This is a genomic window from Agrococcus terreus (assembly GCF_014645235.1).
Classification (GTDB): domain Bacteria; phylum Actinomycetota; class Actinomycetes; order Actinomycetales; family Microbacteriaceae; genus Agrococcus; species Agrococcus terreus.
Map to the genome: position 1 here is coordinate 868220 of NZ_BMLM01000001.1, position 24431 is coordinate 892650.

Below are 24431 nucleotides of genomic sequence, written 5' to 3' on the forward strand. Positions count from 1 at the left end.
GGTGGGGGCTCGACGGTGAGCGCGCTGCGGCTGCGCGCGAGGCTGCCGCTGGTCTACCCGGCCGTGGCGCTCGCCGCCGCGGCGGCCGGTGCGATCGCGATCGTGCGCGACGTGCCGGTGCTCGCGGCGCTGCTGGGCGCCGCGCTCGTGGTCGCCGTGGTGCTGGGGGTGCGGGCCGCGACGACCCGCGTCGTCGTCGAGGTCGGCGCGGAGCCGACGATCGCGGTCGGCAGCGCCTTCGCCCGTCGACGGGTGCCGGTCGCCGCGGTCGCCGTCGCGCGGCGTCGCCCGCTGCCGGCGCTCGTGCCGCTGCGCGTCGCGCGCTGGGAGCTCGCCGGGCGCGACGGCGCGCCGCTCGCCGCGTTCCTCGACGAGGGCATCTCGGAGCGCGATGTGCGCGCGCTCGAGACCGAGCTCGGGGGCCTCGGCATCCCGATCGACCGCGGCTGACCCTCGGTCGCGAGCCGCGGATCCGCACGCCGCGATCCGGACCCCATCGCGCGAACCGGACCCCGCGCACCGGTCCGCGTCGCGCGATCGGATCCGGTTCAGACGATCGCGTCGGCGAGCACCCGCAGCAGGCCGGCGAGGCGAGCCTGGTCGTCGGCGGGGATCGAGCGCAGCAGGCGCCGCTCGGCCTCGAGCAGCGCGTCGAGCGCGACGTCGACCCGGTCGACGCCCTCGTCGGTGAGCTGCACGAGCCGCACGCGCCGGTCGGTCGAGCCCTGCACGCGCTCGACGAGGCCGGAGGCGACGAGGTTGTCGATGCGGTTCGTCATCGTGCCGCTCGTGACCATCGTCTGCGCGATGAGGTCCTTGGGGCTCAGCGGTCCGCCCGAGCGGCGCAGCGCCGCGAGCACGTCCCACTCCCACGGGTCGAGCCCGGCCTGCGTGAACGCCTCGGCGCGCACCCGGCCGAGCTGGCGCGAGATGCGCGTCATGCGGCTGAGCACCGCGAGGGGCGTGACGTCGGCGTCGGGGCGCACGCGCATCCACTGCTCCATGATGCGGTCGACGTCGTCGCCCCCGGATGCGCTCATGCCGTCATCCTGCCAGCAGCGCCCACCAGCTGAGCTGCTCGGTGGTCGCGACGAGCAGGAGCATGACGGCACCGGCGACGAGGGCCGACGCGAGGACGGCGAGGCCCGGATGCCGCACGTGCCAGGGGGCGCCCGTCGGCAGGGCGCCGATGCGACGGGCGAGGCCGTAGGGGATGCGCTCGCCGGGCACGAGGCGGCGGGCGCGCTCGACGTCGGCGGGGTCGAGGCCGATGGTCGGCGCGGTGCCGAGCGAGGTGCCGTCGTGGCCGACGAGGTGCCACAGCTCGCTGTCGCGGGTCACGGGGACGCCGCGGCTGGAGGCGCCGGGGTTCACCTGCTCGATGACGCCGCCGATGTCGGCGAGGCGCACGGAGCGGCGCGCGTCGACGCCCCAGCGGAACCGCGCATCCGGCCCCGGGGCGTCCACCTCCCAGCGGATGCGGCGCCCGCGGCTCCACGACACGGGGGCGAGCAGGAGCAGGGCGCCGAAGACGAGCGCCCAGAGCGGGCCGATCAGCAGCATCGCCGCGAGCACGACGAAGCCGAGCCACGCGAGGGGCCGCGCCCACCAGCCGGCGAAGCGGTGGCGCGCGGAGGCGCGGGCGACGAGGGCGGGTGGCACGGGACGAGGATCGCACGGCCGGACCTCGCTCGCGCGGCGACGCAGCGCGGGACGGCCCAGCTGCTGCTGGCTCCGCCACCAGGATTCGAACCTGGGCCTCACGGCTCCAAAGGCCGTCGTGCTGCCGTTACACCATGGCGGAGAGCACGATCCAGGCTAGCGTCGCCGCTCGATCCGTCCGCACCCGGTGGCCACGTGCGGCCCCGCCGGCGCCGTCCTGCCGGCCACGAGCGACGACCCGGAGCGACCGGGCCCCGCGTCGCCCATGGGAGGATCGTCCCATGCCCTCGACCCGCTCCGACGTCGTCGCCGTCGCCGTCACGTACGGGCCCGACGAGGCAGCGCTGCCGGACGTCCTCGAGCGCGCCGCAGCCCAGGTCGGCAGGCTCGTCGTGCTCGACAACGACAGCCCCGAGGTGGGCGGCGCGCACTGGAGCGACCGCGTCCGCATCCCCGAGGGCGTCGAGGTCGTGCGCCTCGAGGCGAACGTCGGGCTGGGCGCCGCCTACAACCGCGCCGCGCGCATCGCGCGCGAGCACGGCGCCCGCTTCGTGCTGCTGCTCGACCAGGACTCGCGGCTCGACGAGGGCTGCGTCGCCCTGCTGCTGCGCCACCACGACCTGCGCGCCGAGCACGGCCCGGTCGGCGCGGTCGGCCCCACCTTCGTCGACGAGCGCTCGGGGGAGCGCGCGCCCTTCGTGCGCTTCGGCTTCCCGCTCAACGGCAAGGTCGACGCGCCCGCGGGCGGCGACGTCGACGCCGACTTCCTCATCTCGTCCGGCTCGCTCATCCCGCTCACCGCGATCGACGCGGCCGGCGGCTTCGACGAGGGCCTCTTCATCGACAGCGTCGACATGGAGTGGTGCTTCCGCGCGAGGGCGGCCGGGCTGCAGCTCGTCGGCGTCGCGGACGCGCGGATGCTCCACGCCATCGGCGACGAGCTCGTGCGGCTGCCGGGCGGCGCGACGATGTTCGTGCACTCGCCGCTGCGGCTGTACATGATGACCCGCAACCGCGTCGCGCTCTGGCGGCGCCCGGGCACGCCGGGCGTCTGGACGGCGCAGGACGTGCCGCGGATGGCGTTCAAGCTCGCCCGCATGACCGCCTTCGCCGCGCCCCGCGGCCGCAACGCGCGCGCGATGCTGCGCGGCGCGCTCGACGGCTGGCGCGGGCGCCAGGGCCCGCCGCCTGCAGCCGGGCGCCGATAGCCTGGCCCCGGATCCGACCCCGACCCTGGAGGCAGCATGCCCTCGATCGCCGTCATCGTCCTCGCCGCGGGCGCCGGCACGCGCATGAAGAGCCGCACGCCGAAGCCGCTGCACCCGCTCGCGGGCCGCCCGCTCATCGCGCACGTGCTCTCGACCGCGGGCGAGCTGCACCCCGAGGCGATCGTCGCCGTCGTGCGGCACGAGCGCGACCGGATGGCGGAGGCCGTGCTCGAGCACGCGCCGCACGTGCGGATCGCCGACCAGGACGAGATCCCCGGCACCGGCCGCGCCGTCGAGCAGGGCCTCGACGCGATCGCTGGCTTCGAGGGCCACGTGGTCGTGCTCTCGGGCGACGTGCCGCTCATCGACGCGGCCACGCTCCGCACGCTCATCGAGCGGCACGAGTCGCAGGGCAACCAGCTCACGCTCCTCTCGGCGCACCTCGGCGACCCGACAGGGCTCGGCCGGATCGTGCGCGACGGCTCGGGCGCGTTCGTGCGCATCGTCGAGCAGAAGGACGCCTCCGACGACGAGCGCGCCATCGACGAGGTCAACGGCGGCATCTACGTCTTCGACGCCGCGGCGCTGCGCACGGCGCTCGCGACGATCGGCACCGACAACGCGCAGGGCGAGAAGTACCTGACGGATGCGGCGCTGCGCATCCAGGCGTCCGGCGGCCGGATCGACGCGGTCGCGGCCGCCGACCCGTGGGCGATCCACGGCATCAACGACCGCATCCAGCTCGCCGACGCCGCGCGCGAGCTCAACGCCCGCATCATCCGCCGCTGGCAGGCCGCGGGCGTCACCGTGGTCGACCCGGCCTCCACCTGGATCGACGTCGACGTCTCGCTCGGCGAGGACGTCACGATCCTCCCCGGCAGTCAGCTGCACGGCGCCACCTCGGTGGCCGCGGGCGCCACGATCGGCCCCGACACGACGCTGGTCGACACGGAGGTGGGCGAGGACGCGGTCGTGAAGCGCACCGACGCGACGCTCTCGGTGATCGGCGCGCGCGCCACGACGGGCCCGTGGGCGTACCTGCGCCCCAACACGATCGTGGGCGAGGGCGGCAAGATCGGCACCTTCGTCGAGACGAAGAACGCCCAGCTCGGCGCGGGCAGCAAGGTGCCGCACCTCAGCTACATCGGCGACACGACCGTCGGCGAGGGCTCGAACATCGGCGCCGGCACGATCACCGCCAACTACGACGGCGTCGCCAAGCACCGCACCACCGTCGGCTCGCACGTGCGCACCGGCAGCCACAACGTCTTCGTCGCCCCCGTCGAGATCGGCGACGGCGCCTACACTGGTGCGGGCACGGTCGTGCGCAAGCGCGTCGAGCCCGGCGCGCTCGCCATCACGGTCGCGCCGCAGCGGAACCGCACCGGATGGGTCGAGGCCAATCGTCCCGGCACGGCGGCGGCGGAGGCGGCAGCAGCCGCCGAGGAGCAGGCCGAGTAGGCCGAGGAGGAGCCCGCGTGGGATCGATCGTCGCGAAGAACCGCAAGCACCTGGTGCTGGCGACCGGCAGGTCGCACCCGGAGCTGGCCAGGGCGGTGGCGACCGAGATGGGCGCCGACCTCATGGACGTCGACTCCCGGACCTTCGCGAACGGCGAGATCTACGCGCGCTTCGAGGGCTCGGTGCGCGGCTCCGACGCCTTCATCCTCCAGTCGTACGGGCGCCCCGTGAACGAGTGGATCATGGAGCAGCTCATCATGGTCGATGCGCTGAAGCGCGCCTCCGCGAAGCGCATCACCGTGGTCATGCCGTACTACCCGTACTCGCGGCAGGACAAGAAGGGGCGCGGCCGCGAGCCGATCTCGGCCCGCCTCGTCGCCGACCTGTTCAAGACGGCCGGCGCCGACCGCATCATGTCGATCGACATCCACGCCTCGCAGATCCAGGGCTTCTTCGACGGCCCGTTCGACCACCTGTTCGCGATGCCGGTGCTGCTCGAGCACTTCCAGGCGACGACCGACCCCGAGACGCTCACGGTCGTCTCGCCCGACATGGGCCGCGTGCGCGTCGCCGACGTGTGGTCCGACAAGCTCGGCGCGCCGCTCGCGATCATCCACAAGCGCCGCGACCCGCTCGTGCCGAACCAGGTGTCGGTACACGAGATCGTCGGCACGGTGGAGGGCCGCACGTGCCTCCTCGTCGACGACATGATCGACACGGGCCGCACGATCGTGAAGGCCGCGGAGGCGCTGAAGAAGAACGGCGCCACGAACGTCGTCGTCGCGGCGACGCACGCGATCTTCTCCGACCCCGCGCCGCAGATCCTCAACTCCGACTTCATCGACAAGGTCGTCGTCACCGACACCCTGCCGCTGCGCGACGAGCAGCGCTTCGAGAAGCTCGAGGTGCTCTCGATCGCCCCGCTGCTCGCGCGCGCGATCACCGAGGTCTTCGAGGACGGCTCGGTCACGAGCCTCTTCGACGGCGCCGCCTAGCGGGGCTCGCCCCGCCGGGGAAGGAGGAGCCATGCCCATCCCGCCGCTGCTCGCCCTCGTGCTCCGCGAGGCGCCAGGGCTCGTGAAGGAGTACGGCCCCGCCGCGGTCGACTGGCTCCGCCAGCATCCGGAGCTCGTGCGCGACCTCGTCGCGCAGGTGCGTCCGAAGGGGCGCCGAGACGGCGAGCCGCAGCACGCCGACGAGGCACCGCCCGAGGCGGGCGCCGATGCGGCGCCGGAGGAGCGGGCGGACGTCGACGAGGTGATGGCGATGCTCCGCGAGCAGATCGCGTACCTCGTCGAGAGCGCCGACGACGCCGTCGAGCTCGACCGCGCCGAGGCCTGGACGATCCGGCTGCGGCGCTTCGAGCGAGCGCGCGGCCTCGTCGGCACCGCCGCGGAGCGCCGGAGGCTCGAGGCGCAGGTCGAGCGCCTCCGCGCCGAGGTGGTCGCCGCCTTCCTCATCGAGCGCATCGAGGACGAGGGCGGGCCGTCGCCGCGCGACCGCTAGCCTCGAGGGGTGCGCGACCTCCGACCGCTCCCGGGCCCGCGATGACCTGGCACCGCGCGGGAGGCCCGACACCGATGGACGGCGGCGAGCCGCGGCTCGAGGACGGCATCGGCGACGAGCACGGCACCCGCAGCGACGACGCGCCCGGTCGGCGCGTGCGACCGGTCGAGGCCGGCGCGGCGGGGGCGGCGCTCCGCGGGCTCCAGGTCGTGACGCTCACGGCGGCGCACGCCGCCGTCATCCTGCTGCTCGTGCTGTGCGTCGTCGGCATCCTCGACGAGGAGATCGTCGGCACGACCGTCGACCTGCAGCTGCTGCTGCGCGGCGCGCTCGGCGCGCTGCTGCCGCTCGTGCTCCTCAGCGGCATCGGGGAGCCGCTGCGCGTCGCCGCGGAGCGCGCGCTGCTGCTGCGGGCCGCGGAGCGCGCGACCGACCGCACCATCCCGCCCATGGTCGAGCGCGAGTCGCTCCGGAAGGGCACGGGCGCGACGCTGCGGGGGCTCGGGGTCGGCCTCACGATCGCGGGCGCGATCGTGCTGCCGATCGGGCTCATGCTCGCGACCGACGACCGGGAGGCGCTGGCCGCGCGCATCCTGCTGCCGACGCTCTCGGGCCTGGCGCTCGCGATCGGCGTCGCGCTCATCCTCGTGCTGCGGCCCGCCGGCGCGATCCGCGAGCGGTGGGCTGCGCGGCTCGGCTCGGTCGCGCGCGGCTGGACGCGCGGCGTCCGCTCGACGCCGCGCTCGCACCGCCAGCGCCGGTTCCGGCTGCTGAGCATCGCGAGCGGCGCGGTCGGCGTCGGCGCGGGCGTCTTCGCGCTCGGCGTCTTCATCCGCCAGCCCGGCAGGTTCGCCGCCGAGCGCACCTACGACGAGGCGGGCGAGCTCGCGATCCGCGGCCTGCTCGCGACCGGCGCGTCGATCATGGGCGTCGCCGTCGCGATCCTGCTGCTGGGCGGCGCCGTGCTCATCGCGCGCGCTGCACTGACGCACGGCCGCGCGGTGCGCGCCCTCGAGCGGGGCGAGCGGGTGCGGCTCGAGCGGATCGACGCGATCCTGCTCGACGACGGGCCGCTCGAGCGCGTCGCCTACTTCCTCGGCGTCGTCGCGTGGCTCGCGCTCGCGGTGGGCTGGGCGCCCGGATGGGCGGCGCTCGTCGAGGGTGCTGAGGCCGCGGCGCCGCTGCAGCCCGCGAGCGCGCTCGTCGCGCCGGCGATCCTGGCGCTCGCCCTCGCGCTCGTCGCGGCCGTCGTCGGCGCGGCCCGGCGCCACGCGCGCCGCCGCCGCGTGCACGCGGTGCTCGCGCGCGACCCGCGTGCCCGCGAGGAGCCCTCCACGCCGCGCAACCGCCGCGCGGAGGCCGTGCGCGACATCGCCCTCTACGCCGACCGGTCGGGCATCTGAGCATGGTGAGGACGGCCCCGTGAGCGCGGGCGAGTCGGTCGCGCTCGAGTGCGCGTACTTCGACGCGTGGCGCTGCCGCTCGTGCACGCTGCTCGCCACGCCCTACGCGCGGCAGCTCGCGGCGAAGCAGGCGGAGGTGGAGGCGCGGCTGCCGGCGCTCGCGTGGGAGCCGCCGTTCGAGAGCGCGGCGGGCGGGTTCCGCAACAAGGCGAAGATGGCGGTCGCGGGGAGCCTCGCCGCCCCGACCCTCGGCATCCTCGCCGCCGACGGCACGGGCATCGACCTGCAGGCGTGCCCGCTGCACGAGCAGCCGATCCAGGACGCGATGCCGGTGCTCGAGGCGCTCGTCCGCGACGCGGCGCTCACGCCCTACGACGTGCCGAGCCGGCGCGGCGAGCTCAAGCACCTGCTCCTCACCGCCTCGCCCGACGGCGAGCTCGCGCTGCGCCTCGTCCTGCGCTCGAGCGAAGCGATCCCGCGCATCCGGAAGCGCCTCGACGCGCTGCTGGCCGCGCTGCCGCTCGCCTCCGTGTCGGTCAACCTGCAGCCCGACCACAAGGCGGTGCTCGAGGGCGACGACGAGCTCGTGCTGCACGGCGGCACGCTCCGGATGCGCGTCAACCACGTGCCGCTGCGGCTCAAGCCCCGCAGCTTCTTCCAGACGAACACCGCGGTCGCGGCCGGGCTCTACCGGCAGGCGACGGCGTGGATCGACGACGTCGACCCCGCGAGCGCCCTCGACCTGTACTGCGGCGTCGGCGGCTTCGCCCTGCACGCCGCCCGGCCCGGCCGCCGGGTCGCGGGCGTCGAGGTCGCCGCCGACGCGATCGACGCCGCGCGCGAGACGGCCGCGGAGCTGGGCGTCGACACCGCCTTCTCGGTGGGCGACGCGACCGCCGTCGACCTCGAGGGCGCCGGCGCTCCGGAGGTCGTCGTCGTCAACCCGCCGCGGCGCGGCATCGGCCCGCTCGCCGAGCGGCTGGAAGACTCCGCCGCCCGCCACGTCGTCTACTCCAGCTGCAACCCGGTGACGCTCGCGAAGGACCTCGCCGCGATGCCGTCGCTCGCGCCCGTCCGCGGGCGGCTGTTCGACATGTTCCCGCACACCGGCCACGCCGAGGTGCTCGTGCTGCTCGAGCGCCGCTGACGGACGCGCCGCCGCACCGGACGCCCAGGCACCGGCCGTTCACCGGACGCGGATAGGTTCGCGGGCATGGCACAGCTCGAGCGGCGCATCGGCGTGCCCGGCGCGATCGCGATCGGCCTCGGGGCCATGATCGGCGCCGGGCTCTTCTTCGTCTGGGCGCCCGCGTCCGCGACCGCGGGCGGGCTGCTGCCGCTCGCGCTCGTGCTCGCCGGCGCGGTCGCGGTGCTCAACGCGCTCTCCACCGCCCAGCTGGCCATGGAGCACCCCGTCTCGGGCGGCGCCTACGCGTACGGCCGCGCGGAGGCGGGGGAGCGGGTCGGCTTCGCCGCCGGCTGGATGTTCCTCACCGGCAAGACGGCCTCGGCCGCCGCGATCGCCGTCGTCGCCGGGCGCCACCTGTGGCCGGAGCACGCGGTGCCGGTCGCGGTCGCGGCAGTCCTGGTGCTCGCGGCGCTGAACATGGCGGGCATCCGCGTGACCGCCTGGACCTCCGCCGGCATCGTCGCGGTCGTGCTCGTCGCGGTCGTCGCCGCGCTCGTCTGGTGGGCGGGCGGCGGCGCCGCGCACGAGGTCGGATGGATCGCGTACGCGCCGCTCGCGGCCGGCTCGACCGACGTCGCGTTCATCGGCGGGCAGCTGCCGGGCGTGCGCCCCTTCGACCTCCCGGTCCCCGAGGGCGCCCTCGCGGTCCTCCAGGCCGCGGGCCTGCTGTTCTTCGCCTTCGCCGGCTACGCGCGCATGGCGACGCTCGGCGAGGAGGTGCGCGATCCCCGCCGCACCCTCCCCATCGCGATCGTCGCCGGCCTCGCCGTCGTGCTCGTGCTCTACGCGCTCGTCGCGTGGGCGACCTCCGACGCCCTCGGCGCCCTCCTGCCGATCTCGGGCACCCCCGTGGCCGACCTCGTCGCCGATCCCGTGCTGCGCGGCGCCGTGCTGGTCGCGGGCGGGCTCGCGTGCCTCGGGTCGCTCATGGGCATCCTCGCCGGCCTCAGCCGCACGAGCCTCGCCATGGCGCGCGAGGGCGACCTGCCGGGCCCGCTCTCGCGCATCGCCGCGCGCACTGCCACGCCGATCGTCGCCGAGGCGGCGGTCGCGGTCGTCGCCATCATCGGCGTGCTGCTGCTGCCGCCCGGCGGCCTCGTCGCCGTCTCGTCGACGTGCGTGCTGACGTACTACGCGATCGCGCACCTCTCGGCGATCCGGATGCGCGGGCACGGCCGTGCGGCGATGTGGCTGCCGCGCTGGCTGCCGGTCGCGGGCCTCGGCGCGTGCGCGCTGCTCGTCGTGACGCTGCCGTGGCCGGGCGTGCTCGCCGCGGCCGCGTGGCTCGCGCTCGGCCTCGGCGCGCGCGAGCTGCTGCGCCGCCGCCGCTGAACGGCGACGGGCCCGGGCCGCCGCAGCGGTCCCGGGCCCGTCGGCCGAGCGGCGTCAGCGGCGCTCGGCCTCCTCGAGCTCGCGACGGTCGTCGTCGCCGTCCACCGCATCCTCGGGCTGCGCGCCGTGGTCGTCGGCGAGCAGCGTCTGCTCGTCGAACGGGCGCTCGCCGGCGAGCACGCCGCGCACCTGGTCCATGTCGATCTGCTTCGTCCACGTGCCGATGAGCAGCGTCGCCACCGCGTTGCCGGTGAAGTTCGTGAGCGCGCGCGCCTCCGACATGAAGCGGTCGATGCCCACGATGACGCCCACGCCGTCGACGAGGTCGGGGCGGTACGTCTGCAGGCCGCCCGCGAGGGTCGCGAGGCCGGCGCCCGTGACGCCCGCGGCGCCCTTCGAGGCGATGATCATGAAGACGAGCAGGCCGATCTGCTCCGGGATCGACATGGGCATGCCCATCGCGGTCGAGATGAACAGCGACGCCATCGTCAGGTAGATCGCGGTGCCGTCGAGGTTGAACGAGTAGCCGGTGGGCACCGTGATGCCGACGACCGGCTTCGAGACGCCCGCGTGCTCCATCTTGGCGATGAGGCGGGGGAGGGCGGACTCCGACGACGAGGTGCCGACGATGAGCAGGTACTCGCGGCCCAGGTACTGCATGAGGCGGAAGATGTTCACGCCCGTGACGACCTTCAGCAGCGTGCCGAGCACGACCACGATGAAGACGATGCAGGTGAGGTAGAAGCCCACCATGAGCGTCGCGAGGGCGACGACCGCGCCCCAGCCGGTCGAGCCGACGACGCCGGCGATGGCGCCGAACGCGCCGATCGGGGCGACCCAGAGGATCATGCCGAGCACGCGGAAGACGAGCGCCTGGAGGTGCTTCACGACGCCCAGGATCGGCGCGCCGCGCTTGCCCATCGCCTGCACCGCGAAGCCGACGAGCAGGGCGACGAAGAGCGTCTGCAGCACCGACTCGCCCGTGAGCGGCGAGAAGAGGGTGGTGGGGATGATGCCGAGCAGGAAGTCGGTGGTGGACTCCGCCTCGCCCGTGGCCTCGTAGGACGCGTCGCCGATGTTCAGGCCCTCGCCCGGGTGGACGAAGTTGCCGACGACGAGGCCGATCGCGAGCGCGAACGTCGACATCGCGAGGAAGTAGATGAGGGCGAGGCCGCCGACCTTGCCGACCGTCGCCGCCTTGGCGATCGAGCCGATGCCGACGACGATCGTGCAGAAGATGACCGGCGCGATCATCATCTTGATGAGCGCCACGAAGCCCTTGCCGATGGGGGCGAGGCTCTCGCCGACCTCGGGCGCCGCGAGCCCGACGACGATGCCGAGGACGACGGCGATGATGACCGAGATGTACAGCCAGTGCGTCTTGTCGATGCGACGGAGGCGGCCGAGCCGGGATCCGTCGGTGCTGGGCGTCGTTGCCATGCTGTGCTCCTTGCATCGGGCGCCGCACCTGCGCGGCGCTTCCGGTGAGCCAGCATGCGCGCGGGCCGAGCCGCGGCCCGCCTTTCGTGCATAGTGTTCATGGTCCGTGAGCGGGAGGGGGACTGCCGATGCGTCGCTGGTGGCGGTCCGCGAGCATCGCCACGCGCGTGTTCGTGCAGACGGCGGCGATGCTCGTCGTCGCCGCGATCGGCGCGTTCGCGCTGCTCGCCCTCGACGCCCAGCACGCGCAGGAGCGCGAGGCGGCGGTCGCGAGCCGCGAGCTCGCGCAGGCGATGGCGGCGACGCCCACGATCCAGCAGGCCACGGCGACGGCGGCCGCGCGCTACGACGAGCACCCCGAGGCGGCGGTGGACGGCGCGTCGGAGGCGATGCAGGCCTACGTCGAGGCGGTGCGCGAGGCGACACGCCTCGACTTCGTCACCGTCATGCATCCGGACGGCACGCGCTACACGCATCCCGACCCCGCGCAGATCGGCCGCACCTTCCTCGGCACGACGGCGCCGGCGCTCGCCGGCGCGACCTTCACGGAGGTGTTCGAGGGCACGCTCGGGCCGTCGGTGCGGGCCGTGACGCCCGTGACCGTCGACGGGCGGATCGTGGCGCTCGTCGCCGCGGGCGTCACGATCGAGCGGGTCGGCGGGCTCGTGGTGGAGCGGTTGCTCGTCGTGGGCGCGCTGCTCGTGGCCGCGCTCGTCGTCTCCGCCTTCGGCGCCTGGCTGCTGGCGCGGCGGCTCGACCGCGCGACCGGCGGGCGCCGACCCGAGGAGCTCGCGCGCCTCTTCGCCGCCCACGAGGCGGCCCTCCACTCCGTCGACGACGGGCTCGTGCTCGTCGAGGACGGCAGCGTCGTGCTCGCGAACGACCGCGCCCGGGCGCTGCTCGGCATCGAGGCGGCGCGCCTGCCGCTGCCGGCGGACGCGCCGCTGCCGCGGGAGGTGCGGCGCGTGCTCGACGGGGAGGGCCAGGTGCGCGTGCAGGGGCGCTGGCTGGTCGTCGAGCGGCACCGGGCGGGGGCCGGCACGGCGACCGGCACGTCGTCCGGCACGACCACGCTGACGATCCGCGACCGCACCGAGCTGCAGCGGATGACGGGCGAGCTCGACGCCGTGCGCACGCTCGCCGCGGCGCTCCGCGCCCAGACGCACGAGTTCGGCAACCGGATGCACACGGTCGCGACGCTCATCGAGCTCGACCAGCCGCGGCAGGCGCTCGAGGTGGCGACGGCGGGCCGCGACCTGGGGCAGCGCCTCGCCGACCGCGTCGTCGGCGACGACGAGGAGCCGGTGATCGCCGCGCTGCTGCTCGGCAAGGCCGCGGAGGCGCACGAGCGCGGCGTCGAGATGCACGTCGAGACGCACCTCGAGCCCGGCACGCACGGCATCGACCCGGTCGACTTCGTCACCGTGCTCGGCAACCTCGTCGACAACGCGATCGACGCCGCGGCGGAGCGCGCGAACGCGGTGCTCGCGACCGGCGGCGACGCGGCGGCGTGGGTCGAGGTGTACCTCGACGAGGACGACGGCCACATCGTGCTGCAGGTGAGCGACAGCGGCGCCGGCGTGCCGGCGGCGCAGCGCGACGCCGCGTTTGGCGCCGGCTGGTCGACGAAGCCCGCCGGTCCGCACGGTCGCGGCTTCGGGCTCAGCATCGTGCGCGAGACCGTCGACCGCCTCGGCGGCTCGGTGGAGCTCGGGCAGGCGGAGCGGGGCGGCGGCGCCGCCGTCACCGTGCAGCTGCCGAGACCGGGTGGCGCGTCGTGATCCGGGTGCTCATCGTCGAGGACGAGCGCGGCACGGCCGCGGCCCACGTGGCCTACGTGCAGCGCTGCGACGGCTTCGAGGTGGCGGCGGTCGCGCACTCGGCGGCGGCGGCGCTGCAGGCGATGCGGGAGGCGGCGGCGAAGGGCGCGCCGATGCAGCTCGTGCTGCTCGACATGCAGCTGCCCGACGGGCACGGCCTCGACGTGTGCCGGCGGATGCGCGCCGAGGGCCACCTCGTCGACGTCATCGCCGTCACCGCCGAGCGCGGCCTCGAGACGGTGCGCGACGCGATCGCGGTCGGCGTCGTGCAGTACCTCATCAAGCCGTTCGCGTTCTCGGCGCTCGCGGAGCGGCTGCAGCGGTACCGCGACTACCGAGAGCGGGTCGACGGCGAGGGCCGGCTCACGCAGCAGGAGGTCGACCAGGCGATCGCGGCGCTGCGCACCACGAACGCGCCGGGGCTCGCGAAGGGGCTCTCCGCCGACACGCTCGACGCGGTGGCGGCGCTGCTCGCCGACGGCGTCGCGCGCTCGGCGGCGGAGGTCGCGGGCGAGGTGGGGCTCTCGCGCGTCACCGCGCGGCGCTACCTCGAGCACCTCGCCGCGACGGGCGACGTGGAGCGCAGCCCGCGCTACGGCGCGCGAGGGCGGCCCGAGCTCGAGTACTCGCGGCTCGCGTAGGAGCCCGACACCCGCACCCGGTACCGTGGCCCGCTCCGACCGGAAGGAGCCGCATGCCCGTCCTCGACCTCCTCGCACTCGCCGGCATCGCCGTCGGCGTCTCGCTCGTCGTCGCCGCGATCGCGAGCCTCGCGCTGCTCGCGGGCGCGTTCGCCGCCACCCGCTCGCGCGCCCGCATCGCCGAGGTGCGCAAGCCCCTGCGCTGGCCCGTCGCGGCGCTCGCGTTCGTGATCGCGCTCTCGGTCTCGACGGGTGCGACGGGGCTGCAGGCCGGGCTCGGCGGCGGCGGTCCGGTGCTCGCGCAGCTGCTCGTGATCGCGGGCATCGCCGCGGGCGCGTGGCTGCTCGTGCGGCTGCTGGGCGTCGCGAGCGACGCGGTGCTGCACCGCTTCTCGGCCGCCGACCACGGGCGCCGGGCCCGCAAGGTCGCGACGCAGGTGGGCATCCTGCGGCGCGTGCTCGCGGTGGTCGTGGTCGTGGTCGCGTTCGGCGCGGCGCTGTTCACGTTCGAGGCGGCGCGCGTCGCGGGCACGAGCCTGCTCGCCTCCGCGGGCCTCGCCTCCCTCGTCGCGGGCCTCGCGGCGCAGTCGCTGCTCGGCAACGTCTTCGCCGGCATCCAGCTCGTCGCCTCCGACGCCATCCGCGTCGACGACGTCGTCGTGGTCGAGGGGGAGTGGGGCACGATCGAGGAGATCACCCTCACCTACGTGGTCGTGCGCATCTGGGACGACCGCCGGCTCGTGCTGCCGTCGACGTACTTCACGACGACGCCCTTCGAGAACTGGACGCGCACGACGAGCGAGGTCATGGGCGCGGTCGAGCTCGACGTCGACTGGACGGTGCCGGTGGAGGCGATGCGCGAGGAGCTCGCGCGCATCCTCGACGGCCACCCGCAGTGGGACGGCCGCGACAGCGCCCTGCAGGTGACGGGCGCCGTGGGCGGCTCGGTGCGGGTCCGCGTGCTCGTGACGGCCGAGGACGGCGGCGCGCTCGCCGGCCTCCAGCACGACGTGCGCGAGCGGCTCGTGGCCTGGCTGCGCGAGCAGCACCCCGACGCGATGCCGCGGCAGCGGCTCGCGGTCGCCGAGGCCGGGCCCGAGGCGGTGCGCGAGGTCGCCGGCTAGGAGAACGCGGCGGTCGAGACGTTGCGGCGGTACTCGAAGACGATGCTCGTGCGGGTGGACGCGACGGTCGCGTCGGCCGAGAGGTGGTCGACGACGAAGCGGCGCAGTCCCGTGGAGTCCGGCACCGCCACGTGCACGATGAAGTCGTCGTTGCCGCCGAGGAAGAAGAGCTGGCTCACCTCGGGCAGCGCGCGGACCCGCTCGGCGAAGTCGGGGATGGTGGCGCGGGCGCCGGCGCGGAGCGTCACGTGCACGAGCGCCTGCAGGCCGCGGCCGAGGCGCTCCTGCCGCACGACCGCCTCGTAGCCGGCGATCACGCCGCGCTCCTCGAGCCGCCGCACCCGCGCGTGGGCGGTCGACTCGGCGATGCCGGCCGCGCGGGCGAGCTCGCGGTTCGTCGTGCGGGCGTCGCGCCGCAGCATCCCGAGCAGGTCGTGGTCGACCTCGTCGAGCCCGTCGTCGGGCTGCGAAGGCTTCGGCTCGGAGGGCGGTGCGGGACTCATGCCTGCATCTTTCCATCGAAAGGGGCGGCTTCGCCACGGATGCTTCGGCAGATCGTGCGGATCGCCGGATCGTCTCCCATGATCGTTCCGACCCCCGACGACGAGAGGCCGAGCAATGCGCATCGCCATCCCCACCGAGATCAAGACGCACGAGCAGCGCGTCGCCATCACGCCCGCCGGCGTCGACGCGCTCGTGCAGCGCGGCCACGAGGTGTGGGTGCAGGCCGGCGCGGGCCTCGGCTCGCGCATCAGCGACGAGGACTACGTCGCCGCGGGCGCGCGCATCGCCGCCGACGCCGCGGAGGCGTGGGCGAAGGGCGACCTGCTGCTCAAGGTCAAGGAGCCCGTCGGGCCCGAGCTCGGCCTCATGCGCGACGGCCAGGTGGTCTTCACGTACCTGCACCTCGCGGCCGCGCCCGAGACCGCCCGCGCCCTCATCGACTCCGGCGCCACCGGCATCGCCTACGAGACGGTGCAGCTCGCCGACCGCTCGCTGCCGCTCCTCGCCCCGATGAGCGAGGTCGCGGGCCGCCTCTCGATCGCGATGGGCGCCTACCACCTGCTCGGCCCGGCCGGCGGCCGCGGCACCCTGCTCGGCGGCGTGCCCGGCACGCGCCGCGCCAAGGTCGTCGTGCTCGGCGGCGGCGTCGCGGGCGAGCACGCCGCGCGCAACGCCGTGGGCCTCGGCGCCGACGTCACCGTCATCGACCTCTCGATCCCGCGCCTGCGCCAGCTCGAGGCGCTGTTCGGCAACAGCATCCAGACGCGCCACTCGTCGCGCCTCGAGATCGCCGAGCAGCTCGCCGACGCCGACCTCGTCATCGGCTCGGTGCTCATCCCCGGCGCCGCGGCGCCGAAGCTCGTCACCGACGAGATGGTCGCCGGGATGCGCCCGGGCGCCGTGCTCGTCGACATCGCGATCGACCAGGGCGGCTGCTTCGAGGGCTCGCGCGCCACGACGCACGACGACCCCACGTTCCGCGTGCACGACGCCCTCTACTACTGCGTCGCGAACATGCCCGGCGCCGTCCCCGAGACGTCGACGCGCGCGCTGACGAACGCGACCATGCCGTACGTGCTGAAGATCGCCGACCTGGGCGCCGAGGCGGCCATGGAGGCCGACCCCGCGCTCGCGAAGGGCCTCAACGTGCGCGCCGGCCGCGTCACGAACGCGGGCGTCGCCGCCGCGCTTGGCCTGGAGCTCGCGAGCGCCTGAGCCCGTCGCTCCTCCGGAGGAATCGGCTCCCAGCGGCCGCATGGATGCGATGTGCGGCCATGCGCTCGCTCACGGCCGAATCCTCCGGGCCAGCACGACGAAGGGCCGCTCCCACGGGAGCGGCCCTTCGTCGTGCGCGAGGCGTCAGTGCGTGTCGACGGCCTCGACCTCGGTGCGGTCGCCCGACCACTGCGTGTGGAAGGTGCCGTCCTTGTCGACGCGGCGGTAGGTGTGCGCGCCGAAGAAGTCGCGCTGGCCCTGCACGAGCGCGGCCGGGAGGCGGTCGGCGCGGAGGCCGTCGTAGTACGACAGGCTCGACGAGAACGCGGGGGCAGGGATGCCGGCCTGGGCGGCGGCGACGACGACGCGGCGCCACGCCTCCTGCGTCTGGCCGAGCGCGTCGCGGAAGTACGGCGCGAGCAGCAGGGCGGGCAGGTCGGGGTTCTCGGCGTAGGCGCTCGTGATGTCGTTGAGGAAGCGGGCGCGGATGATGCAGCCGGCGCGCCAGATGCGGGCGACCTCGCCCTTCTGGATCTCCCAGCCGTGCTCCTCGGCGGCGGCGACGATCTCGTCGAAGCCCTGCGAGTAGGCGATGATCTTCGACGCGAACAGGGCCTTGCGGACGTCCTCGACGAACGCCTCCGGGTCGGCGACCGTCCACGCGTCCGACGGGCCGGGGAGGTCGGTCGCGGCCTCGCGCTGCGCGAGCCTCGACGAGAGCGAGCGGGCGAAGACGGCCTCGGCGATGCCCGAGACGGGCACGCCGAGGTCGAGCGCGGTCTGCACGGTCCAGGCGCCGGTGCCCTTCGCGCCGGCCGCGTCGAGGATGACGTCGACGAGCGGCGTGCCGGTCTCCGCATCCACCTGGCGCAGCACCTCGGCGGTGATCTCGATGAGGTACGACTCGAGCTCGCCGCCGTTCCACGCGTCGAAGATGTCGGCGATCTCGGCGGGGCTCTTGCCGGTGCCGCGGCGGATGAGGTCGTACGCCTCGGCGATGAGCTGCATGTCGGCGTACTCGATGCCGTTGTGGACCATCTTCACGAAGTGGCCGGCGCCGTCGGTGCCGACGTGCGTCACGCACGGCTCGCCCTCGGCGACCGCGGCGATCCGCTCGAGGATCGGGCCGAGCGTCTCGTACGACTCGGCCGTGCCGCCGGGCATGAGCGACGGGCCGTTGAGCGCGCCCTCCTCGCCGCCGGAGATGCCGCAGCCGACGAAGTGGATGCCCGTCTCGCGCACGGCCGCCTCGCGGCGGATCGTGTCGGTGAACAGGGCGTTGCCGCCGTCGACGATGATGTCGCCCGGCTCGAACACCGAGACGAGCTCGTCGATGACCGCGTCGGTGGGGCGGCCGGCCTTCACCATGATGATCGCGGTGCGCGGCTTCTGCAGGCTGTCGGCGAGCTCCTGCATCGTCGCCGCCTTCACGAACTCCGCCTCGGGGTGGGCGGCGATGAGGTCATCGGTCTTCTGCGTCGTGCGGTTGTAGACCGCGACGGTGTTGCCCTCGCGCGAGGCGAGGTTGCGGGCGAGGTTCGAGCCCATGACGGCGAGGCCGACGACGGCGATGTTGGCGGTAGGCATGCGGGAGTCCTCCTGAAGGGTCTGCGCTCCCAGGCTATGCGCTCGCGCATGCGTCGCTCCCCGCACGTCCAGCCCCCAAGGAGGCGCGGCTGGTTGCATCGCCGGATGGCTGCACCCACCGACCTCCACGACCCGCACGGCCTCCTCGCGCCCGGGGCGAGCCTCGAGCGCATGGCCACCGGCGCCTCCTGGAGCGAGGGGCCGCTCTGGATGCCCGACGAGCGCGAGCTGCGCTGGAGCGACATCCACGGCGACCGCATCCTCGCGGTCGACGAGGCGGGCCGGATGCGCGTGCACCGCGAGGGCGTCGAGTTCACGAACGGGCGCGCGCTCGGCCTGGGCGGCGTCGTGCAGTGCTCGCACGGGCGCCGCGCGATCGAGCTGGAGCGGGGCGGCGAGGTGACCGTGCTCGTCGATCGCTTCGGCGAGGCGCGGTTCAACTCGCCGAACGACCTCGCCGTGCACCCCGACGGCTCCGTCTGGTTCACCGACCCGCCCTACGGCATCGAGAAGCCGGAGGAGGGGCACCCGGGCGACGAGGAGTACGGCGGCCGCTTCGTCTTCCGCTGGAGCGAGGCCGACGGCGTCCGGGCGGTCGTCACCGACCTGGCGCGGCCGAACGGCATCGCGTTCAGCCCGGACCTCGCCACGCTCTACGTCACCGAGTCGGCGGGCGAGGACGAGACGCCCGCGCCGAACAGCATCCGCGCCTACCGGCTGGAGGGCGAGGGGGCCGACGCCCGCGCGCTCGAGGGGCGGCAGCTGTTCGCGATGGACGACGGCACGCCCGACGGCATCGCCGTCGACGCCGAGGGGCGCATCTGGTCGTCGGGCGCCTCCGGCGTCCACGTCATCAGCGCCGCGGGGGAGCGGCTCGCGCGCGTGCCGGTGCCCGAGACGGTCGCGAACCTCTGCTTCGGCGACGACGGCTGGCTGTGGATCGCGGCGACGACGAGCGTCTACCGCATCCGCACCCGTACCCGCGGCGCCTGAGCGCGATCCACGGTTGTCCCCCACCGGGCGTCCAGACCCGGGTCGTAGCGTCGCCGCCATGCAGATCGGATACAAGCTCTTCGCCGAGGACACCGAGCCGAAGGAGCTGATCCGCCGGGCCGTCGAGGCCGAGCGGGCGGGCTTCGACTTCGTCGAGATCAGCGACCACTTCCACCCCTGGCTGCCCGAGCACTCGCACTCCGGCTTCGCGTGGGCGATCCTCTCGGCGATCGCCGCGAAGACCGAGACGCTGCGGATCGCGACCGGCGTCACGTGCCCCTCGGTGCGGTACCACCCGGCGATCATCGCCCAGGCGGCGGCGACGCTCCAGATCATCTCCGACGGCCGGTTCACCCTCGGCGTCGGCGCGGGCGAGCGCCTCAGCGAGCGCATCGTCGGCCAGGGCTGGCCCGAGGTCGGCGACCGCCATCGCCGCTTCCGCGAGGCGCTCGAGATCATCCGCCTGCTGTGGTCGGGCGGCACGCACTCGTACCGCGGCGAGTTCCTGCAGCTCTCCGACGCGCGCGTCTACGACCTGCCCGAGGTGCTGCCCGAGATCGTCGTCGCGGCCGGCGGGCCGCAGGCGGCGAAGCTCGCCGCGGAGCTCGGCGACGGCCTCTTCTCGACCGATCCGGACGCCTCGCTCGTCGAGGCGTGGACGGCGGCAGGCGGCAGCGGCCCGCGCTGGTGCGAGGTGCCGACGGCGTACGCGGCGGATGCGCGCGCGGGCGCCGAGGCCGCGCACGCGCGCTTCCGCTTCGGCCAGCTCGGCTGGAAGGTGAACGCCGAGCTGCCCGACCCGGCGGCGTTCGAGCAGGCCTCCGCGGCGATCCGCGTCGAGGACATGGAGGAGGCGTTCGCGTGCGGGCCCGACGTCGAGCGGCACGCCGAGGTCTTCGGCCAGTTCCGCGACGCGGGCTTCGACCACCTGGCCCTCATGGACGCGAGCACCGATCCGGACGCCTTCATGGCGTTCTTCCACGACGAGCTCGGCCCGCGCCTGCGCGCCTGAGCCCGGTCGCGGCGCGGCTCAGCGCGCGGCGATGACGTGGCGCGCGGTCGAGATGTCGCGCTCGCCGTTGCCGCGCTCGACGATCTCGTCGAAGAAGGCGCGGAGGGCCGGCAGCAGCGCGGGGTTCGTGGCGGTCGCGTCGGCGATCGCGGCGGCGAAGCCGAGGTCCTTCACCATGTAGCGCGCGATGCCCGAGGGGGAGTCGTCGCCCGTGACGAGCTTCTCCTTGCGGCTGGCGAGCAGGTTCGAGCCGGCGTAGCCGCCGCCGAGGAGCGTCCAGAGCGCGTCGAGGTCGAGGCCCGAGCGGTCGGCGAGCACGGTCGCCTCCGACAGCGCCGTGATGGTCGCGGCGACGACGAGCTGGTTGCAGGCCTTCGCGACCTCGCCCGCGCCGAGCGGGCCGAGGTGCACGGGGCGGCCGCAGGGCGCGAGGAGCCGCGCGGCGCGCGCCGTGTCGGCCTCGTCGCCGCCGAGCATGATCGAGAGGGTGCCGGCCTCGGCGCCGTCGACGCCTCCCGAGACGGGCGCGTCGGCGACGCGCACCCGGCCGGCGGTCGCGGCCTCGAGCCGCTCGGCGAGCGCGCGCACGGCCGGCGCCGACGAGGTGGAGCCGATGAGGAGCAGGAGGCGGCGGTCGTCGCCGAGGCCCGCGAGCAGCCCGTCGGGGCCGTCGAGCGCCTGCTCGAGCTCGGGCAGGTCGGGCAGCAGCGAGAGCACGACGCCCGCGCGCTCGGCGAGCTCCCGCGGCGAGCCCGCCCACTCGGCGCCGGCCTCGACGAGGGAGGGGCGCGGGGAGCGGCTGCTCACGACGACGCGGCCGTGGCCCTCGAGCAGGCGGCGCGCCATGGGCTCGCCCATCGCCCCGAGGCCGATGACGCCGACGACCTCGTCGCGCGCCGCATCCGTCCCTGCCGTGTCCACTCCGGTGTGCATGTGCCGAGGCTAGCGGCCCGGATGCGCGACGTACAGCATGGCGGACGGCGTCCACTCGGATGGATCGGCCGTAGGGTGGTCGGCAATCGACCTCGACCGCGAAGGAGCGGCCATGACCGAGACCACGACGAACGACCGGGCCGACCGCGATCCGGCGCCCGCCGTCACGCGGAGCCTGCGCATCCTGACGCTCCTCGCCGAGGCCGAGGGGGTGCCGATGACGCTCAGCGACATCGCGCGCGCGCTCGGCATCGCCAAGTCGTCGACCGCCAACCTCTGCGCCGTGCTCGAGGACGGCGCGATGGTCGAGCGCGAGGCCGGCGGCTACCGGCTGGGCCGCCGCACGGCGGAGCTCGGCGGCGCGTTCGCGCAGCAGTTCAACCAGGTGCGCGAGTTCTACCGGGTGGTCGCGGCGTCGGATGCGCTGCACCGCGAGGTCGTGCAGGTCGCGATGCTCGACGGCGTCGACGCGCTCTACCTCGCGCGGCACGAGGGGCGCTCGCCCTACCGGCTCGGCACCCCGCTCGGCTCGCGGCTCCCCGCGGCGCTCAGCGCCACCGGCCTCGCGCTGCTCGCGCGGCTCGACGACGGCGCCGTGCGGTCGCTGCTCGCGCCGGCCGAGCCGTTCCCGCGGCTCACCGCCGACAGCATCGCGGGCGTGGACGCGCTCCTGCCCCAGCTCGCCGAGGTGCGCGAGCGCGGCTACGCGATCGACCGCGGCGGCTCCTTCGGCGGCATCACGGGCGTCGCCGTCGCCCTCGACCCCTGGGCGCCCGCCGACCCGCCGCTCGCGATGGGCGCCGCGCTGCCCGCCGAGCACGCCGACGACGCCCGCGTCGCCGAGGTCGGCGCCGCCCTGCTCGAGGCGGCCCGCGCCCTCACGAACCCGCTCTCGGCGCCCCGCTCGGCCTGACGCGCCCGCCCGCCGATCCCTCCGCGCCGCGCTCCAGACCGCGAACTTCCCTGAATCCCCGCTTTCCGGCCCAGAAGCGGGGATTCGGGGAAGTTCGACGTGCGTAGAGGGTGCGACGCGAAGAGCGACACGGGGAGCGCGTTCAGTAGGTTGTACGGCGTTCAGCGTGGTGGTACGGTCGGCGGCAAGCAACGACGCACCACGCCTGTCGAAGGAGATGGACCGTGACCGACACCACCGAGCAGCAGCCCCAGCGGCCGCACACGGACGACCCCGACTACGCCGCGAACCTCCGCCGCGCGACGCTCGCCTCGAGCGTCGGCAGCGCGCTCGAGTACTTCGACTTCGCGCTGTACGGCCTCTCATCCGCGCTCATCTTCAACGTCCTGTTCTTCAGCGACCTCGACCCCGCCATGGGCGTCGTGGCGGCCTTCGCCTCGTTCGGCGTCGGCTTCGCGGCCCGCCCGCTCGGCGGCCTCTTCTTCGGCACCATCGGCGACCGCCTCGGCCGCAAGTGGGTGCTCGTCGTCACGATCCTCCTCATGGGCGGCGCCACGACGCTCATCGGCGCGCTGCCGACCTACGACCAGATCGGCATCTGGGCGCCCATCCTGCTCACCGTGCTCCGCCTCGCGCAGGGCTTCGGCGCGGGCGCCGAGCAGGCGGGCGCGACGGTGCTCATGGCCGAGTACTCGCCCGTGAAGCGGCGCGGCTTCTTCTCGTCGCTGCCGTTCATCGGCATCCAGCTCGGCACCCTCATGGCCGCGCTCGTGTTCTCGTTCCTGTCGTCGCTGCCCGAGGACGTGTTCCTCGGCTGGGCCTGGCGCGTGCCGTTCCTGCTCTCGTTCGTGCTCATCCTCGTCGCGCTCTTCATCCGCATGCGCCTCAAGGAGACCCCCACGTTCGTCGTGCTCGAGAAGCAGGACCAGATCACCCACCGTCCCGTGCGCGACATCTTCACGAAGGGCCTCGCGGGCGTCACCGTCGGCATCGGCCTGCGGATGGCCGAGAACGGCGGCTCGTACATGTTCCAGAACCTCGCGCTCGCCTTCGTCGCGGGCAGCTTCCTCGCCAACCCCGTCGACCGCGGCGTCGCCACCTGGGGCGTCACCGTCGGCTCGCTCATCGGCATGGCCACCATCCCGCTCACCGGCCACCTCTCCGACCGCTACGGCCGCCGCGCGGTCTATCGCTTCGGCGCCGTGTTCATGCTCGTGTTCGCCTTCCCCGCGTGGTGGCTGCTCTCGACCGGCATCCCCGCCGTCGTCATCGCCGTCATCGCGATCGGCATCGGCGTCGCCGTGAACACCATGCTCGGCCCGCAGTGCGCGATGCTGCCGGAGCTGTTCGGCAACCGCCACCGCTACCTCGGCGTCGCGATGGCGCGCGAGATCTCGGCGGTGCTCGCCGGCGGCCTCGCCGGCGTCGTCGGCGCCTACCTGCTCGCCACCGCCGGCGGCGACTGGCTGCTGCCCGCCATCTACATGGCGACGCTCGCGCTCATCACCACGGCCTCCACGTTCCTCGTGCCCGAGACCCAGGGCCGCGACCTGCTGCGCCTCGACGACGCCGTGCGCGTCTCGACGGGGGAGCGGGGCGACGCCGAGCACCCGGCCGAGACGGCCGCCGAGCGCGACGCGGTGCGCGCCTGATGCGCATCGCCCGCATCCGCCACGGGGCGCACGTGCTGCACGTGCGCCCCGCCGGCGCGCCCGGCGACGGCACGCACGACCTGCCCGAGGCATGGCAGCCGCTCGCCGACCCGTACGCGGCGTTCGAGGCCGGGCGCGAGCCCGCCGACGAGGGCGCGCCGATCCCCGCAGCCGAGGCCACGCTCCTGCCGCCCGCGGCGCCGCTCGTGGTGCTCGGCATCGCGCAGAACCGCGGCGCGAACGACCACCCGCTGCCCGTGCAGGCGTGGCTGAAGAGCCCGCGCACCGTCGTCGCGCACGGCGAGCCCGTCGTCGTGCGTCGGGATGCGGGCAGGCTCGTCGTCGAGGCCGAGCTCGGCATCGTCATCGGCCGCGACACGGGCGATCCCACGGATCCGGCGCTCACCGAGGCGACCGCGCACGAGTTCGTGCTCGGCGTCACCGCGGTCAACGACATCTCCTACCCCGACCGCGCCGAGGTCGACGCGCGCAACTTCGAGTCGAAGGGCGGCGACGGCTCGACGCCGCTCGGCCCGTGGATCGACACCGCCGCCTCGATCGACGCCCTGCCGCTCGCCCTCGAGCTCGGCGGGGAGCGCGTGCGCGGCACGAGCGCCGAGGCGATGCCCGTGGGCGTGCGCGAGTCGCTCGCGTACGTCGCCCGCTGGGTGCGCCTCGGCCCGGGCGACGTCGTCATGGCGGGTGCGCCCGCCTCCAACCACGAGGCGGGCCCCGGCCAGACGGCGGCCGTCGTCGCCGGCGACGTGCGCCTCGAGACGCCGCTGCGCTGAGCCGCGGCGACCATCCGACCGACGCCGCACCCGCGGCATCCGACC

At 74.8% G+C, this 24431-nt stretch carries 23 protein-coding genes and 1 tRNA gene; 17 read left to right on the forward strand and 7 right to left on the reverse strand.

Annotation, left to right across the window (positions count from 1 at the left end; translation table 11 throughout):
- Positions 1 to 15: 15 nt before the first annotated feature.
- Positions 16 to 450 carry a hypothetical protein gene (locus IEW90_RS04170; protein WP_188716339.1) on the forward strand — a complete coding sequence of 145 codons (435 nt, stop codon included), beginning with the start codon at positions 16 to 18 and terminating at the stop codon, positions 448 to 450.
- 98 nt (positions 451 to 548) lie between these two features.
- Here IEW90_RS04170 and IEW90_RS04175 read toward each other — a convergent pair whose 3' ends face one another.
- The 3 genes from IEW90_RS04175 to IEW90_RS04185 all read right to left on the reverse strand — a co-directional run bounded on the left by IEW90_RS04175 (position 549) and on the right by IEW90_RS04185 (position 1804).
- Entirely contained in the window at positions 549 to 1040 is a 492-nt protein-coding gene (locus IEW90_RS04175) for a MarR family winged helix-turn-helix transcriptional regulator (protein WP_188716341.1), read from the reverse strand.
- Positions 1041 to 1044: 4 nt separating this feature from the next.
- The gene (locus IEW90_RS04180; protein ID WP_188716343.1) at positions 1045 to 1662 is read right to left on the reverse strand and encodes a hypothetical protein; all 618 of its coding nucleotides are present in this window, start codon (positions 1660 to 1662) and stop codon (positions 1045 to 1047) included.
- Positions 1663 to 1729: 67 nt separating this feature from the next.
- Positions 1730 to 1804 (reverse strand) — tRNA-Gln (locus IEW90_RS04185).
- 139 nt (positions 1805 to 1943) lie between these two features.
- On the opposite strand from IEW90_RS04185, the gene IEW90_RS04190 reads away from it, so the two are divergent.
- The 7 genes from IEW90_RS04190 to IEW90_RS04220 all read left to right on the forward strand — a co-directional run bounded on the left by IEW90_RS04190 (position 1944) and on the right by IEW90_RS04220 (position 9761).
- Positions 1944 to 2870: a glycosyltransferase family 2 protein gene (locus IEW90_RS04190; RefSeq protein WP_188716345.1), complete on the forward strand. Its 927-nt coding sequence runs from the start codon at positions 1944 to 1946 to the stop codon at positions 2868 to 2870.
- Between the two features lie 36 nt (positions 2871 to 2906).
- On the forward strand, positions 2907 to 4331 hold the full coding sequence (glmU, locus tag IEW90_RS04195; RefSeq protein ID WP_188716347.1) for a bifunctional UDP-N-acetylglucosamine diphosphorylase/glucosamine-1-phosphate N-acetyltransferase GlmU: 1425 nt from the start codon (positions 2907 to 2909) through the stop codon (positions 4329 to 4331).
- A 17-nt stretch (positions 4332 to 4348) separates the two neighbouring features.
- The gene (locus tag IEW90_RS04200) at positions 4349 to 5326 is read left to right on the forward strand and encodes a ribose-phosphate diphosphokinase (protein ID WP_229679480.1); all 978 of its coding nucleotides are present in this window, start codon (positions 4349 to 4351) and stop codon (positions 5324 to 5326) included.
- Between the two features lie 31 nt (positions 5327 to 5357).
- Entirely contained in the window at positions 5358 to 5837 is a 480-nt protein-coding gene (locus tag IEW90_RS04205) for a hypothetical protein (protein WP_188716349.1), read from the forward strand.
- A gap of 74 nt (positions 5838 to 5911) precedes the next feature.
- A complete protein-coding gene (locus tag IEW90_RS04210) occupies positions 5912 to 7240 on the forward strand; it encodes an amino acid adenylation domain-containing protein (protein ID WP_188716350.1) in 1329 nt (442 codons plus the stop codon).
- A 19-nt stretch (positions 7241 to 7259) separates the two neighbouring features.
- Positions 7260 to 8387, forward strand: coding sequence for a methyltransferase domain-containing protein (locus IEW90_RS04215; protein ID WP_188716351.1), 1128 nt, complete (start codon positions 7260 to 7262; stop codon positions 8385 to 8387).
- A gap of 66 nt (positions 8388 to 8453) precedes the next feature.
- Complete coding sequence (locus IEW90_RS04220; protein WP_188716352.1) at positions 8454 to 9761, forward strand: APC family permease; 1308 nt, start codon at positions 8454 to 8456, stop codon at positions 9759 to 9761.
- A gap of 54 nt (positions 9762 to 9815) precedes the next feature.
- Here the strand turns inward: IEW90_RS04220 and IEW90_RS04225 are convergent, their stop codons facing one another.
- Positions 9816 to 11201, reverse strand: a complete 1386-nt coding sequence (locus IEW90_RS04225) for a cation:dicarboxylate symporter family transporter (RefSeq protein WP_188716353.1) — start codon at positions 11199 to 11201, stop codon at positions 9816 to 9818.
- A 128-nt stretch (positions 11202 to 11329) separates the two neighbouring features.
- Between IEW90_RS04225 and IEW90_RS04230 the strand changes: the two genes are divergently transcribed.
- Genes IEW90_RS04230 through IEW90_RS04240 form a run of 3 tightly spaced genes read left to right on the forward strand, consistent with a single transcriptional unit; the run spans position 11330 to position 14786 of the window.
- Positions 11330 to 12982 carry a sensor histidine kinase gene (locus IEW90_RS04230; protein ID WP_188716354.1) on the forward strand — a complete coding sequence of 551 codons (1653 nt, stop codon included), beginning with the start codon at positions 11330 to 11332 and terminating at the stop codon, positions 12980 to 12982.
- Positions 12979 to 13662, forward strand: coding sequence for a response regulator (locus IEW90_RS04235; RefSeq protein WP_188716356.1), 684 nt, complete (start codon positions 12979 to 12981; stop codon positions 13660 to 13662). The genes IEW90_RS04230 and IEW90_RS04235 overlap by 4 nt, the downstream gene beginning before the upstream one ends.
- Positions 13663 to 13715: 53 nt before the next feature.
- On the forward strand, positions 13716 to 14786 hold the full coding sequence (locus tag IEW90_RS04240) for a mechanosensitive ion channel family protein (RefSeq protein ID WP_188716358.1): 1071 nt from the start codon (positions 13716 to 13718) through the stop codon (positions 14784 to 14786).
- Here the strand turns inward: IEW90_RS04240 and IEW90_RS04245 are convergent.
- On the reverse strand, positions 14783 to 15289 hold the full coding sequence (locus tag IEW90_RS04245) for an Lrp/AsnC family transcriptional regulator (RefSeq protein ID WP_188716360.1): 507 nt from the start codon (positions 15287 to 15289) through the stop codon (positions 14783 to 14785). The genes IEW90_RS04240 and IEW90_RS04245 overlap by 4 nt on opposite strands.
- Before the next feature lie 115 nt (positions 15290 to 15404).
- On the opposite strand from IEW90_RS04245, the gene ald reads away from it, so the two are divergent.
- Entirely contained in the window at positions 15405 to 16505 is a 1101-nt protein-coding gene (gene ald, locus IEW90_RS04250; RefSeq protein WP_188716362.1) for an alanine dehydrogenase, read from the forward strand.
- A gap of 144 nt (positions 16506 to 16649) precedes the next feature.
- Here the strand turns inward: ald and gnd are convergent, their stop codons facing one another.
- Positions 16650 to 18092 (reverse strand): NADP-dependent phosphogluconate dehydrogenase, encoded by a 1443-nt coding sequence (gene gnd / locus IEW90_RS04255; protein ID WP_188716364.1) that lies wholly within the window; start codon positions 18090 to 18092, stop codon positions 16650 to 16652.
- Positions 18093 to 18197: 105 nt separating this feature from the next.
- On the opposite strand from gnd, the gene IEW90_RS04260 reads away from it, so the two are divergent.
- The gene (locus IEW90_RS04260) at positions 18198 to 19085 is read left to right on the forward strand and encodes an SMP-30/gluconolactonase/LRE family protein (RefSeq protein ID WP_188716367.1); all 888 of its coding nucleotides are present in this window, start codon (positions 18198 to 18200) and stop codon (positions 19083 to 19085) included.
- A 58-nt stretch (positions 19086 to 19143) separates the two neighbouring features.
- Complete coding sequence (locus IEW90_RS04265; protein ID WP_188716369.1) at positions 19144 to 20097, forward strand: TIGR03557 family F420-dependent LLM class oxidoreductase; 954 nt, start codon at positions 19144 to 19146, stop codon at positions 20095 to 20097.
- 18 nt (positions 20098 to 20115) lie between these two features.
- Here the strand turns inward: IEW90_RS04265 and IEW90_RS04270 are convergent, their stop codons facing one another.
- Complete coding sequence (locus tag IEW90_RS04270) at positions 20116 to 21030, reverse strand: NAD(P)-dependent oxidoreductase (protein ID WP_188716371.1); 915 nt, start codon at positions 21028 to 21030, stop codon at positions 20116 to 20118.
- A 112-nt stretch (positions 21031 to 21142) separates the two neighbouring features.
- On the opposite strand from IEW90_RS04270, the gene IEW90_RS04275 reads away from it, so the two are divergent.
- From IEW90_RS04275 to IEW90_RS04285, 3 genes are all read left to right on the forward strand, one after another.
- Positions 21143 to 21943 (forward strand): IclR family transcriptional regulator, encoded by an 801-nt coding sequence (locus tag IEW90_RS04275; RefSeq protein ID WP_188716373.1) that lies wholly within the window; start codon positions 21143 to 21145, stop codon positions 21941 to 21943.
- A 224-nt stretch (positions 21944 to 22167) separates the two neighbouring features.
- Complete coding sequence (locus IEW90_RS04280; protein WP_188716375.1) at positions 22168 to 23595, forward strand: MFS transporter; 1428 nt, start codon at positions 22168 to 22170, stop codon at positions 23593 to 23595.
- A complete protein-coding gene (locus IEW90_RS04285) occupies positions 23595 to 24386 on the forward strand; it encodes a fumarylacetoacetate hydrolase family protein (RefSeq protein ID WP_188716378.1) in 792 nt (263 codons plus the stop codon). The genes IEW90_RS04280 and IEW90_RS04285 overlap by 1 nt, the downstream gene beginning before the upstream one ends.
- Positions 24387 to 24431: the final 45 nt, after the last annotated feature.

What these genes read in the sequence shown, in the direction of transcription:
- ald (WP_188716362.1), top strand. Translation starts at nt 15,405, where the DNA reads ATGCGCATCGCCATCCCCACCGAGATCAAGACGCACGAGCAGCGCGTC.
- IEW90_RS04270 (WP_188716371.1), bottom strand. Translation starts at nt 21,030, where the DNA reads ATGCACACCGGAGTGGACACGGCAGGGACGGATGCGGCGCGCGACGAG.
- IEW90_RS04285 (WP_188716378.1), top strand. Translation starts at nt 23,595, where the DNA reads ATGCGCATCGCCCGCATCCGCCACGGGGCGCACGTGCTGCACGTGCGC.
- IEW90_RS04205 (WP_188716349.1), top strand. Translation starts at nt 5,358, where the DNA reads ATGCCCATCCCGCCGCTGCTCGCCCTCGTGCTCCGCGAGGCGCCAGGG.
- IEW90_RS04275 (WP_188716373.1), top strand. Translation starts at nt 21,143, where the DNA reads ATGACCGAGACCACGACGAACGACCGGGCCGACCGCGATCCGGCGCCC.
- IEW90_RS04240 (WP_188716358.1), top strand. Translation starts at nt 13,716, where the DNA reads ATGCCCGTCCTCGACCTCCTCGCACTCGCCGGCATCGCCGTCGGCGTC.
- IEW90_RS04245 (WP_188716360.1), bottom strand. Translation starts at nt 15,289, where the DNA reads ATGAGTCCCGCACCGCCCTCCGAGCCGAAGCCTTCGCAGCCCGACGAC.
- IEW90_RS04190 (WP_188716345.1), top strand. Translation starts at nt 1,944, where the DNA reads ATGCCCTCGACCCGCTCCGACGTCGTCGCCGTCGCCGTCACGTACGGG.
- IEW90_RS04175 (WP_188716341.1), bottom strand. Translation starts at nt 1,040, where the DNA reads ATGAGCGCATCCGGGGGCGACGACGTCGACCGCATCATGGAGCAGTGG.
- IEW90_RS04265 (WP_188716369.1), top strand. Translation starts at nt 19,144, where the DNA reads ATGCAGATCGGATACAAGCTCTTCGCCGAGGACACCGAGCCGAAGGAG.
- IEW90_RS04220 (WP_188716352.1), top strand. Translation starts at nt 8,454, where the DNA reads ATGGCACAGCTCGAGCGGCGCATCGGCGTGCCCGGCGCGATCGCGATC.
- IEW90_RS04210 (WP_188716350.1), top strand. Translation starts at nt 5,912, where the DNA reads ATGGACGGCGGCGAGCCGCGGCTCGAGGACGGCATCGGCGACGAGCAC.
- IEW90_RS04230 (WP_188716354.1), top strand. Translation starts at nt 11,330, where the DNA reads ATGCGTCGCTGGTGGCGGTCCGCGAGCATCGCCACGCGCGTGTTCGTG.
- IEW90_RS04225 (WP_188716353.1), bottom strand. Translation starts at nt 11,201, where the DNA reads ATGGCAACGACGCCCAGCACCGACGGATCCCGGCTCGGCCGCCTCCGT.
- IEW90_RS04260 (WP_188716367.1), top strand. Translation starts at nt 18,198, where the DNA reads ATGGCTGCACCCACCGACCTCCACGACCCGCACGGCCTCCTCGCGCCC.
- glmU (WP_188716347.1), top strand. Translation starts at nt 2,907, where the DNA reads ATGCCCTCGATCGCCGTCATCGTCCTCGCCGCGGGCGCCGGCACGCGC.
- gnd (WP_188716364.1), bottom strand. Translation starts at nt 18,092, where the DNA reads ATGCCTACCGCCAACATCGCCGTCGTCGGCCTCGCCGTCATGGGCTCG.